Annotated in this window: 8 protein-coding genes; all 8 read right to left on the bottom strand. The window is 57.1% G+C overall.

Features of this window, described 5'->3' with window-relative positions; all coding sequences use genetic code 11:
• Positions 1 to 1,622 (bottom strand): carbohydrate binding domain-containing protein (locus tag WB650_RS16150; protein WP_423961197.1); only part of this gene is annotated, 1,622 nt, incomplete at its 3' end.
• An 819-nt stretch (positions 1,623 to 2,441) separates the two neighbouring features.
• The gene (locus WB650_RS16145; RefSeq protein ID WP_422304552.1) at positions 2,442 to 3,506 is read right to left on the bottom strand and encodes a glycosyltransferase; all 1,065 of its coding nucleotides are present in this window, start codon (positions 3,504 to 3,506) and stop codon (positions 2,442 to 2,444) included.
• Entirely contained in the window at positions 3,506 to 4,054 is a 549-nt protein-coding gene (locus WB650_RS16140) for a serine O-acetyltransferase (protein ID WP_422304553.1), read from the bottom strand. The genes WB650_RS16145 and WB650_RS16140 overlap by 1 nt, the downstream gene beginning before the upstream one ends.
• A 7-nt stretch (positions 4,055 to 4,061) precedes the next feature.
• Positions 4,062 to 5,054 carry a glycosyltransferase family 2 protein gene (locus WB650_RS16135; protein ID WP_422304555.1) on the bottom strand — a complete coding sequence of 331 codons (993 nt, stop codon included), beginning with the start codon at positions 5,052 to 5,054 and terminating at the stop codon, positions 4,062 to 4,064.
• Between the two features lie 15 nt (positions 5,055 to 5,069).
• Complete coding sequence (locus tag WB650_RS16130; RefSeq protein ID WP_423961199.1) at positions 5,070 to 7,196, bottom strand: NAD-dependent epimerase/dehydratase family protein; 2,127 nt, start codon at positions 7,194 to 7,196, stop codon at positions 5,070 to 5,072.
• Between the two features lie 120 nt (positions 7,197 to 7,316).
• Entirely contained in the window at positions 7,317 to 8,567 is a 1,251-nt protein-coding gene (locus WB650_RS16125; RefSeq protein ID WP_422304559.1) for an O-antigen ligase family protein, read from the bottom strand.
• A gap of 136 nt (positions 8,568 to 8,703) precedes the next feature.
• The gene (locus WB650_RS16120) at positions 8,704 to 10,575 is read right to left on the bottom strand and encodes a GumC family protein (RefSeq protein WP_422304561.1); all 1,872 of its coding nucleotides are present in this window, start codon (positions 10,573 to 10,575) and stop codon (positions 8,704 to 8,706) included.
• A 332-nt stretch (positions 10,576 to 10,907) separates the two neighbouring features.
• Positions 10,908 to 12,554 carry an oligosaccharide flippase family protein gene (locus WB650_RS16115; RefSeq protein WP_422304563.1) on the bottom strand — a complete coding sequence of 549 codons (1,647 nt, stop codon included), beginning with the start codon at positions 12,552 to 12,554 and terminating at the stop codon, positions 10,908 to 10,910.
• Positions 12,555 to 12,558: the final 4 nt, after the last annotated feature.

Here is a 12,558-nt window from a genome sequence, read left to right as displayed (position 1 = left end):
CAGTTCTCGTTGCCGAGTTCGATCATGATTTCCGGGAAGTGATAGAGCGACTGCTGCTGCTCGAGGAACTGACCGTACTGCTGAATTTCAGCGTCGGTAACCGTGTCCGGAATCACCACCCACGGCTCGGCGCCGACCGCATTCGCCAGGGCGAAGAAGTCGGCCATCGTGTAGGTGAAGTTCGGGTAGGCGGTCGGTCCGTTGTAGCTCGACGGTCCGTGCGCGGTGTCGCCGCCGGTCCGCTGCGAGAACGGCTCACCGAGTTGCCCCTGGGTATCGCGAATGACGCCCGGATGCAGCGCGCTTAGAGTAGAGACCAATTCGTTGCGCCATCCGCCTGGCCCACCGCTGGCCGGTCCCAGCGTCATGTCGTCGAGCAGGATCGCCCCGCTGCTGCCGCTCAAGACCACGCTGAAGTCGAGCGTGCCCAGATTGGCGGTCTCGGCCCCGGTGAAGCTGTAGCTGAACTGCTGCCAGCTGCCGGTCGGCGTGAAGTTCTGCTGGCTCATAAAGTTGGTGTTGCCGTTAGTCCCGTCGCTCAGCCGAACCAGGTTGACCGAAACTGACGCGTCGGACGATGCGTTGACCGCTTTGGCCCAGAACGAAATGGTCCAGGTCCCGGTCACCGGCAGATAGTTGATGGTCTTGATGCCGCCGTAGCTGTCCAGGAAGCTGTCGAGCCGATGGCCGCTGCCGTTGAGCGTCGCCTGCAGCGAGTAGCTGCCCTGGGAGTTAGGCTCGTGATCTGAATTGGTCTGTATCAGGTTGGTGTCGCTGGTCCACCAGCTGGCGATCGCGCCCGCCGCCGGCGGATCGGTGTAGTACATCGAGACTTCGTCGCCCGTGTTCAAGCTCGGGCATCCGCCCTTGCAGGTGAAGATCGGGTCGCCGCCGCTGTTGGGGTTGTAGCCGGAGATCTGTCCGGTCGCGCCGGTCGAGACGCCCGAGCGCACGCTGAAGGTCGCGCCGTTGTACCAGTTGGCCGGGCCTTCGCCGATCCAGTTGACGTCGTCCTCAAACGTCGTCGCGGTCGGATTCGCCACTTCGAGGATGCGCCCTTCGTAGGTCGGCTCGAAGCCGGGGTTCATCAGCACGTTCTGACGATACTGCTCGGCCCCGTAGTAGGTCCAGGTCCCCAGGTTCACCCCGATTCGCGGGATATCGGTGATGCTCGGACTCGACGCCACCGACGCCCCCGCAGTCGCCGTCCCCCTCGGCGCCGGGGTGGTTGGAGTCGGGGTTGCGACAGCAGTGTGCGTGGAGGTCGGAGTCGGCGTCGCCCGTTTAGACGGAGTCGCTGTCGCGGTTCGTGTTCGTGTTGCGGTTGCGGTCGGTGTGGGCGTAACCGCATTTGCGGGTTTTTGTATTCTGTACTTCTCCGAAGCGGTAACGATGGTCCCGTTGTGATGTAGTTCCACGGTCAGAGAGTAGTCGCCCGGCGAAAGTCTTTTTGTGTTGAGGCTTGCCAACGAATCAGGATGGGTCGGATTGAAGGAATCCGAGAGCGACGTGCGGCCATTCGGGCCGTGCAGTTTGACTATCAATCGATATGAGTGGATCGGAGTACCGGGCGATGGCTGGACTTCAGCCGAGACCCGGACGACTTGCGGCTGGCCCGGCATCAGTATTCCGTTGGGAGGATATACTACAGAGACTTGGAGGGACGCCGGCGGGTGCTGAGCAGAAACACCGGCTTTCGCGTAACCAAAGACAACAATCAGGACAATCAAGACAGATCTGAACGAAAGAAGACCAAACTTCGTCTTCATGCACCATGCTCCCCACGTTGACGCGCGACGAGCGTGGCAGGACAATCGATTTGCCAGCCTCGATTGTGTCCGTTCGCTCGGGCACGTCAGGTCATGCCCCGGTGCAGGCGTTCCAGCGCCTGCACCGTGGATATTTAATTCTTCGGTTTTTGTTTAGAGAGCAGCCCGCGCGGGTCTGGTGTGAGTGACGGCGCGTCGGTGCATCCGTCCCTACCGCGTCGCGGACCTATGGCAAACTCTCCCCTATCAAACTCGGACTCTGCGCCGTCGAACGGACCGAGCAGATCTCAGCCGACCCGTTACTGCGTGGTTATGAGAACCGCGCTCCCCTCACGGATCGAGCCTACGAGCTGGCTTTCGCCACGGACGACGGACCGACATTACTTCTTAGCCGCTGCCTGTAGATGGAGAATGAATCAGTGGTTGAGACAACAGCCACTCCCTCTTCAGCCCGCGAAACATTTATCGGAAGAATAAAGCGAGATCAAGTATGAAAGAAAAAGAATTAAAATTTTCTGTTCCCGAGGTTTCACTTTTCGATATTTAGGCACGATATGGTGAGTCACTACGATTTACCGCCTTGTGGATAGGAGGTTCGATCGGAGACCGCACCGCTAGTCCCTCTCCATTTTGGAAAGGGGGACAAGGTACTGGCGTGCGATTTCGACGGAGTTAGAGCGGCGCGGAATCGACTTTCGAGGGAATTGGCGTGGGCGCATCCTTATATTCGATCAGTTCCGCTGTCCTGCCCCTGGAGCGGTCAAGCTGAAACTTGAGCTGTCCGAACAGGAGCGGGATTTGCACCAGGTGCGAATGCAGGCCGTGAAGCAGACGAGTTGCGAGGGCAGCATTTTTCCAGCGGCTGTGGATTGCGGTGCGGACCGAGAGCAATCCGATAATCGCGATCGCGATCAGAACGGGAACAAACGATCGGGTGGCGATTGAAAGAATCGGCGCACCGGCCACGATCGCCAGCATGACGGCTCCCTGAGTGCGATTGCGGCGCGCCTGCCGATACCATTCGGGCAAATCGATTCGGCGAATTCGTTCGGAGACTTCCGCGTACGCGTATCCGGAGCGCAGCGCGCGGCGCCAGTACTGTGAGAACCGGGTGATCGCGAGATCGTGGCGGACCATCGGGCGATCGACGTGAAGCACGGTGTAGCCGAGCGCGCGAATGCGGCCGCATAGCTCGGTGTCCTCGGCGGCGATGAGGCGCTCGTCGTAACCGCCGGCGCGTGCGAGAACGTCGCGGCGAATGAGGGCGTCGCCACCGCAGAATTCGACGACGCCGGGGGGCGCGATCCAATCGAGATCCAGGGCGCGATTGTAGATTGAGGCGTCAGGATGCAGCTCGCGGCGATTTCCGAAAACCACAGCGACCTTTGGATCGTCCAGCTCGGCAATCGAGTCGGCGACGAAGTCGGGATCGACGATGGTGTCGCCGTCGAGGAAGAAAACAATCGGCGCCCGGGCGATGCGCCAGCCGGCGTTGCGTCCCGCCGAGGCGCAGGGATTGGCGGTCTCGAGGCTTCGGACATTTACGTTGAATTTCGCCGCGCGCTCGAGACTGCCGTCGGTGGATGCGGAATCCACATAGATGACTTCGATTGGACCGTGGAGAGGACGCATCTGTTCGACCGACTCGAGGCATCGTGCGAGGCGATCGCCTTCGTTGCGGCCGATGACTACGACAGAAAGAACCGGAAATTCGGTGGCAGGTGGCTCGGTCGGCATTACTGAGAGAGCCTCTGAATATTTTCGGCGACTCGGAGGGCCCCTGCGGGACGTCGTGGAATTATTCTTGCGGGGATGCCAATCGCGATGGAATTTGGGGGGACGTCGTCCAGTACGACTGCATTGGCGCCGATCGCGGTGTCATCGCCGATGGTGATCGAGCCGAGGATTTTCGCGCCGGCGCCGACGTCCACGCGGTTGCCTATTTTCGGGGAGCCGCGCACTCCGGTACGGCGCAAGCCGATGGTGACACCGTTGCGGATGACGACGTCGTCGCCGAACTCGACGTCACCACTTATGATGATGCCGCCGAAGTGGTCGATGCGGAAGCGGTGGCCGAGAATTGTTTCGCAGGGAAGCTCGATGCCGGTCAGAATCTGAATGAACTTGAACAAGACTTTGTAGATCAATGAGAGTGGCGCGCGCACGATGCGATGTTTGAATCGATAGCGCCAGCGGCCGAAGCGGTAGACAGCCATCGCCCACAGGCCTTGTCGCCAGAGGTCGCGATCGTAGGTAATCCAGTCTTCGCGGAGATTGTCGAACATAGTCAGATCACCAGGGTCGCGAAGGTGATACCTTTCCGCCGCGAGTATCGCCCCATGCCTGCTTCAAGGTTGCGAGTCCACTTTTCAGATCGGCGACTCGCGCGCTTCGCTCGGCAGAGTTGGACCACGAATTACGAATAGCCCGCAGGCAGTACCAACATCGCTCGATAAGCATGTTAGACCACGCGCCGAGGCTACCATGATGCTTTCGGAAATAAAGCAAACCAGCGCGCATCCTCCACAGTTCAGTTCGCGAACCAGGCTTAGGGACCTTCGTATCGTCCATGGACTTCGCGGACTCACCGCCCAGGTGCTCTACCACGATGTCAGGCCAGTACCAGACCTGGCTATTGGTGGCCTTTACGCGGCGGCATAGGTCTACTTCCTCGTAATAGAGAAAGAAGCGCTCATCGAAGAACCCTATCCTATCGAGTACGCTACGCCTGATGATCGAATAAGCGCCGGGGACCCAGTCAACCTCGCATGGCTCAAGCGGATTGGCCCAGGTACGATCCATTCGGCCCAACAATCGAGACTTAGGATACCTGGCTGCCAGGCCCGACATTGCGAGAAGGTTGTTAAGTAGTGAAGGAAACATTCGAGCTGAGGGTTGCCATGAGCCATCGCGTCCCACGAGTCTGGCGCCGGCCAAGCCAGCGAGAGGATTGGCGTCCATATGTTCGACGGACAAACGCAAAGCGCCGGGACGCAGGAAGGCGTCGGAGTTGAGCAACACGACGTAGCGGCCGAGAGCTATCTCGAAGGCGCGATTGTTAGCCGCGGCAAACCCCAGGTTAATGTTACTGCGAATAAGGCGCACTTCCGGAAACTCGGCGGTAACCATATCAGCCGAGCCGTCATGGGAGGCATTGTCAACGACGATAGTCTCAAAGGTTACGCCAGAGGAATCGCGAACGGTCAGGAGAGATTCGCGCAGAAGCTCGCGGGTGTTGAAGGACACCACAATAACCGAAGCGTCCGGCACGTTGATAACACTCATTGCGTCTTCGAACTCCTAACCCAGCCTCTCTTTCATAGGCACATGGATACCGCTACGGATCAGATCGGCGCGATTAGAGATCGGCTTCCAACCCAAACGAAGCTTGGCGCGAGTACAGTCGAAAGTAGCGTGCTGTTGGCGGGTCTCCCAGTCGCGGTAGCTAGGCAAGCGCCTATCAGGATGACGTGTGAGGACCTTGACTATCCATTTCAATGTATCAGCCAGATAGAAGTTTATGATCCGAGTCGGATAGCGTTGAATCTTAATACCGTTGAGGCGATCCATTTCGTCAAGATAATCCTGTGCGCTCAGGCATGGATCTGCGATCAGATTGAACGACTCACCTTCAATATCCGGCGCTTGAGATGCAGCTATCAGCCCCTTCGCGACGTCCTCGACCAACACAAGCGGTAAAGGATCGAGGCCGCTGCCCCACGTCTGACAAACGGAATCGTACCACCATCTGCCTACGCCCCAATGCATAGGACTAGAACCACGGCCAATTACGATTCCAGGCCTGAGAATAACGACTGGAAGGTTTCGTTCACGATGCATCTGAAGGAGCATGCGCTCGGAGGCAGCTTTCGCCCGGGCATACAAGTTGCGGCGCTCGATCTTCGAGTCGAGCGGAGTATCTTCGGTAATTGTGCCTGCGCGGGCGCCGGCGTAGTAAGAATCGATGGTGCCCGTGTAAATGAGTCGGCGAACGCCGGTGGCCAAAGCCGCTTCGGCGATCTCACGGGTAACGCCGATCTCGTAGCGCTCATAGTCGGTCCAACTCTTCACGTCCGCTCGCGCCAAGTGATAGACGCAGTCAATGCCCGTCATTGCGCTCTGCAAAGCGGCGGCGTCGTTTAAGTCTCCGCGCAAACACTCTAGGCGAGGATTGCGCAAATCCGCGATGATCTTGCCAGGACTTCGGACCAGCACCCGAACGCGATGGCCAGACTCCATCAATTGCCGCGTCAATTCGCGGCCGATGAATCCGGTCGCACCGAGAATGAGAATTCGTGGGGCCGGCAACTCGGTTTCTTGTATAGGCGCAGGGTTGGGCGTTGTAGGCACCTGAACCGTCGAGTGCCCGGCAGCGGCCAGTCCTATCCGCCCGATCTCTTCGCAAATGCGGATCACATCAACGCCTCGTTGACCGCCGATGCGATCGTCGAGCGCGGCAGCGGGAGTTGCATAGAACGCATCCAGGGCCTTGGCAATACTCGCACCGTAGGGGTTACCGCGTGAGCCAAGGTGGACCTTCGACATAGCGTAAGTCAGCAGCGTCCGTCTTGCCTGACGGCGAGCAGCCTTTGCCTCGTGAACGACCATGGCGTAGCGATCGAAGTCATCGCTAAGAGGACGGTGACGCTTCAGTGTGTAGGTATTGCGCTCGAAATCGACGGTGGCAGAGGCGAGAGATCCGCGAGCCTGTATCGTATACTCGCCGAATCCGGGCGCGAATGAGAACCTTAGATCGACAGCAGTGCGACCAGCCAGTGCGGTAATTTGCCATCGGCGGTAGAACTTCTGACCAGAGGGAAGGTCAGCCGGGTTGCTTGCATAGGCTTTCATTTCGCTCGGAATACCGACAAGGTCTAACATTTGCGCAACGCAATGCGGTCCTATCTCGAGCATCACGTTCGCGGGTTCACGTAGCATCCAGATATCGAAGGGTCCGGAGGTGGCTTGGGCGAGCTCGCGATGCCAGGTGATGGTCAGATGATCGAGCAAGCCCAGTGTTCCGTTGCGCAAGTCGTTCCGCAGACGCTCATAGCATTCAGAAAATAGGAAGTTGTGTCCGACGCCCGGCTTCAGGTTGTGATACTCGGCCAAGCGCACTAGCATTGCAGCTTGGTCGGCATTGAGACACATTGGCTTTTCGATGAAAGCTCTAATGCCGGAATTGAGGATGGTTTTGGCCGCCTGAAAGTGCATGTCCGGCGGAAGCAGGACGTGAACTGCATCGAGCTGCTCGCTGGCAAGCATCGTCTCCAGACAATGGTATACCCGAGGCACCTTGAATTTTTCTGCGAACGTAGCGGCTCGCGTCGGTACTTGATCGCATACCGCTACCAGTTCGACGTTGCGAATCGATCCGAGCGCCTTGGCGTGCCAGTCTGCTATATAGCCAGTACCGAGCAGAGCCACCCGCTGCCGCGAGTTGCGGCGTGTCTGTGACGCCTTCAACCGCTCACTATCTCCCAGGAGCGGCGCAACCAACGAGCCGTTGGCAGATAAGTTGTCGAAGGAGTTATTCACGAGCTTCCTTCAGACCATTACTCTTTGAATGCGGTATGGCGCCCTTGCAACCATGAGCGAAGGCCCGACTAATAGCGCCTCACTCCAACCTGCGATCACGAACAACAATGGCTGTGTCTGTGCACCCAGATACACCGTCGCAATGGACACGGCGCAAAGGATGAAAATCCCGGTCAGTGTAAATGCAAGTGATCTCTTCGGATCTTCGCTGGATCTAAGAAGACCGTAGCGGCAGATGCGAGCCGGCACCCACAGAAGGATAAGCACCATCGCGAGTAACGCGTACAGGCCTGAATTAAGTGCTACCAGCAGGTACTGATTGTCGACCGACGTCATGCCATCCACCACTGGAAAGCCTTTCGAACCCCAACCCCAAACGGGACGTTCCTCGGCGATCACAATATATTTTTCGATCAATTCTTCACGGTAAGCCGCGGAGCGCTGCGCTTCTTCGTGAGGTCCGTAGCGGTCCAGGTCGACATTAGTGTCGAAGCTGAGATAAGCCGGAATACTGAGTATGATTACAAGACATAGCGCCAATGCGGTGAGGTGCTTGCGATGACGAGATTGTAGTAGCATCACAATAGCCGCAGCGGCGAACGCTCCTATCCATGGTCCTCGCGAGATCGTCATCACCCCGCCGACAATAAGCACGATCTCGCAGAAACGAGCCTTGCTGATGGGCAGAATCGACACGTTTCCAGGCCAGTTGTGGGTCCATTCCAGCCATCGTGCGGTCCTATATGCGACCGCCAGGATAATTCCGGCGAGAATCGGGTGGCTCCATGGACCTGCTATTCGCACAAAGCCGTATCGGAAAGAAGGGGTCTCAACTGTCCACTCAGGAAACCATGGAGCCATCAAAGAGCGAAACGGATTCGATGTCATCTTGAACTCGTAAGCTGAAAGGATCGCGACGATCGTGGCGAGTATTACTATTCGCTTAGCGATTTCGACGCTGATTTTCTCTTCCTTGACGATCAGACCTTTAGCCACGATATAAGGCAATAGGATCGTCACGATCAATCGCAAGGCAAGGTTTTGTGCGATCTGATAGTCCGAGTTCATATATTGCGCGACTGACATAAGCACTACGAATGTCACGACGAGCAAGTCGGTGAAGTTCCACTTCCAATGGCGTCCTTCTTTCCACAGAAAGTACGCGGCGATTGGAATGATCGCGCTTTCGCTGAAATTGAATTGGCCTGACGCGGCCATGCGGCACCCGTCAGGCAGGAGCAGCAACACCGGCAGATACACGTTCAGGAACGCATATCCGGGTCCTCGCTTGATGCATAGAATCAGCGCGATTAAGGCGGGAAGGCCCGCCAGCATCGACGTATCGACAATTCCCAATTGTTAATCTCTCACGCTAACTGTCGAGGACAGTCCGGAATCATTTTCCGGCTAAGCCATAGACGAATGGTGTTGTCGCGTCTGAATTTAAATCAAATGGACGTTTGCCGTTGCCGTTCTTATGGTTGTCGGCAACGATGATCGCTCCTACTACCGGCGGAACGCATCTTTCCAGTTCACGAATTGCTGCGGTGATTTCGGACACGTCGTCGTGGCCGGTCCTTGCCACGAGTATCGCGCCGGCCGGCATTTGGATTAGTGCTATGCTGTCTGCTGAAGACAGCAGCGGCGGTGCGGCCATCAGCACAATGTCGTGATTGCCTAAAGCATGTTCGACGGTTTCCCGCACATAGCCGTAGGTCGAAGGAACTCCACCGTTTTGTGCACGCTGTAAGCTGGTGTCGCCAACCGCCGGCGGCATCGGTTGACCCGCGTGGTCGAGCGCGACAGTGTTTGGGACGCGCGGGGCAAGTCGTTTGGTTGTACGGCCGGTAATACTGCCAACGCTTGGGGCCGCTACCACTGCTGGTGGTTTAAGCTGATGACCATTAGATCCATTAGATCCGTTGGATCCGTTGGATCCGTTCAGGCTTGCTTTGATTGCAAGAGTGCGCACACCCAAGTCGGTAAGCTCGCCGGCGAGCGCATGGGCTATGTAGTCATTAGCACCGTCGCGAACAGATGTGAGTATGTAGCTTCGAATTCCGGAGGTGCGCCACTCGCGCATAATCCCGAGTGCTATCCGGCGCATCGCTTGCTTTCCGTTGCCGTTGGAACCCATTGCGATTCCAAGAGGCGGAAATCCCAGGATCTCCTCGAACTCATCGGAGATTTTAATTTTTCGATCTGTCAGATCGACCATGGTCGGTACCATGATGCCCAATAGAACCGAGCCGAGCACGAACACCGCGAAAATAATTCTTCGTGTGCTCTTCTGCGGTACGTCAGGGGTCATCGCGGCGGTCTCAAGCGCGACAACACCCGGCGCCTGTGTCTTCAACCGTAACACACTGATGCGTTCCTGAAGGTCCTGGAGCTCCTTGCGCTCGCGTTCTACTTTTTCGTGAACGCTGACTGCCAGGCTATATTTGGTTCCAACCGCCGCGGCGGTTGCTTTCACGCTCGCAAGTTCTTTCTCGATTCCTTTCTCGGACGATTGCATCTGCTCGAGATTCGATTCAGCCTCCGAGATATCTACGCTGGTGGTGGCTTGCTCGCTGTCGTTAAGCATCGATCGCGCGCGATCGAGAGCTGACTGATCAAGGTTGGCCAATTCCTTGTTGGCAGTTTCGATCTGCGCCTCCAAAGCTCTGCGACCGGGGTGGTTAGGACCCAGGCCGCTCAGTTCGAAGAGCGCCTGCTCACGTTGCTGAATAAGTTGCTGTCTGGCGGTAGTAGCGTCGGTTGTGGTAGCAGCTACCTGTTCGGCCTTGGCCTCCACATCTGCGTTCTTGATGCGCTCACGGTGCGTTTTCACAGCATCCAGATGAGCTTGTGCTACGAGCACATTTCGGCGGGCTCGAGCCAAAGCGGAGTTGCTATCCGCCAACAACTTGTCATACGGATTTACCAGCGCGCCATCGACGCTCGACACTCCTAGCTCCTGAGTCAGCCCCGATAGTTGTCCCTCGTCGGTTGCTATATTTCGTTCGAGCTCCGTCTCGTGCGCTGAGAGCAACTGAAACCCTACGTCGGCGCCTTCCAACTCCCGTTTGGCCGCACGCGAAAGGTAGGACTTGGCGACCGCGTTCACGATATCGGCAAGACCGTCGGGTTTGCGGCCCTCAAGGTCGATTCTGATCAGATAGCTATCAGGAACAGCCTCTACCTTGAGATTCCAGATGAGGCGCTCGGCAGCATGACGATTGCTCTCGCCCGACCGCTGCCACAGCCACCTTTTGGGGCCGAGCAAATCGAGCGCTGCACTAACGGTAGCATAGGAGTTTATTTCGAATACTTGCTCCTGAACGAAGTCGCGATACTCGACATTCGAACTGAAACGAGAGTCTCCGGTCTCCACCGAACTTGGAAGCACCGGAGAAACGCGAACGGTTGCCTCCGCCAGATAGTTACGCCCGTAAAGCAGGGCGGCGGCCAGGCCTACAATCAGTACCGCTGCGATAACAGTGTACGCCAAGCGTTTGTGCGCAACAAAGCTCGCGACTGGAGTGGCAGTCCGATTGGCTACTACCCAGCTTGGCGAAGCCGGTCGAGGAACGACACCATATTGATTTGTGGACGGAATCATAAAGCCTCAGCGCGCCTGCCGACATAGGGCAGACGAGAGCACTCGCGGCGAACCGCGTCGCGAAAAAATAAATGCTCGTCACGATCGAGCACCGCTCGGTCGAACACAACCAACACCGTAAATGAATATAGAGAACCGATTACCAGCATGATCAAAGCCAGGTGCCCGCGCGTAACATACTGGGCATATTTCCACGCCGGAAAAGCAAAGATCATTCCAAACGCGTAAGGAATCAGGCCGGGCGCGACTACATACTGCCAATACTTAGGCCACGAGACATGCAGCAGGTGATTTGCACGAGCTATGAAACCGATGGCTGAAGCAATGGTCGCGATAACCACCGCGCTGCCTAGACCTACAGCGCTCCAGTGACCTAGAACCAGGCGTGACAGCGGCATTGCCGCGATAACCAGCAATACGTTGGGGACGGAATAGAAGAACTCCTCCTGGGGGCGCCCGATACCCTTTAGAATCGAGGTACCCGGACCAGTCATCAAGTGGATGTGTTGCTGTATGGCAAAGATCGCCATCAAGAAAGCTGTTCCCGGATAAACCTTGCCAAGCCAGACGATCAGCAGTGGTCCGGACGCCGTCGCGAAAAGCCCGGCCAAAGTCGCGGCCACCAGATTCATATAGCGAGCGCCCTTGAGATACAGCTTAGCCAGCAGCTCATCCTGATGAGGCTTGCCCGCCAGTTCTGAATGGACGTTGGAAGCCGCTGGCATTAGTGATGAAGCGAAGGCTCCTGGTATCGTGTTGGCCATTGTGGGCAGTTTGTCACTAAGATCGAGGATGCCGACGGCGGTGAGCCCGATCAGCGGGGCGGCAATGACTCTTTCGATTGTGTTGAGTCCGACGTTCAAGATCATGTTGAGCTGAACCACGCCACCGAAATTGACTAGAGGCCGGAGCGCTTGCCGTGAGAATGATCGTATCGACAGCCTAAGCCAGGGCACGTAGTGGTATGCAGCGATAGCGGCGAGAACTATCGAGACTGCGGTTCGGACTGCATAGGCCTCGGCGAGACCCAGCACACCATGTCCGGTGCCTACCAAGGCTAGAATCAGTGCGGTTTCCGTCAGGTAGGAAATCACCCAGATGATCTGGACCTCGGCGATTTTCTGGACGCCGGTCAACGCTTGTCCGTACACAGACATGGTGATGTCACAGAGGAAGGCGGTCGCGACGAGAAGTATCACTTGCCGAGCGCTATGTTGAAGTTCTGCCGGAATTCGCAGCCAAAGGATCACGCGCGGAAGGCCGAGCCAGAGCAACACGAACATCGCAACGCATATAGGTGCAATGGTCATTAGTCCGGTCGACAATAGTTCGTTGGCTTTGCGCGTTTCGTCGCGAACCACGTATTCCGCGACATACTTAACGTAGACCCACGAAAATCCGAAGGTAGTCATGCCCATGTAAGACAGGAGCAGAAAAACGGCACTCCAGAGGCTGTAGGCTGACAGTCCGATTCTCGACAGGACAAATGGCGGTATCAAGACGCGCGAGACCAGGTAGCCGATGCGAGCAGCTATATCGAACGAGACGTTACGACTAAGCGACTCACGGGTCCGAGCGATGTGCAAACGCCGACCTCGGACGGAATCGACGTCGTGATCCAATGTTTCTAGAGCGATAGCCATCTAG

The organism is Binatus sp. (SeqCode) (assembly GCF_049584895.1).
Taxonomy (GTDB): Bacteria; Desulfobacterota; Binatia; order Binatales; family Binataceae; genus Binatus.
This window is presented reverse-complemented; position numbering and strand designations above follow the sequence as displayed.

Excerpts from the sequence above, each read along its gene's own strand:
- WB650_RS16115 (WP_422304563.1), bottom strand. The coding sequence starts at position 12,554 with ATGGCTATCGCTCTAGAAACATTGGATCACGACGTCGATTCCGTCCGA.
- WB650_RS16140 (WP_422304553.1), bottom strand. The coding sequence starts at position 4,054 with ATGTTCGACAATCTCCGCGAAGACTGGATTACCTACGATCGCGACCTC.
- WB650_RS16135 (WP_422304555.1), bottom strand. The coding sequence starts at position 5,054 with ATGAGTGTTATCAACGTGCCGGACGCTTCGGTTATTGTGGTGTCCTTC.
- WB650_RS16145 (WP_422304552.1), bottom strand. The coding sequence starts at position 3,506 with ATGCCGACCGAGCCACCTGCCACCGAATTTCCGGTTCTTTCTGTCGTA.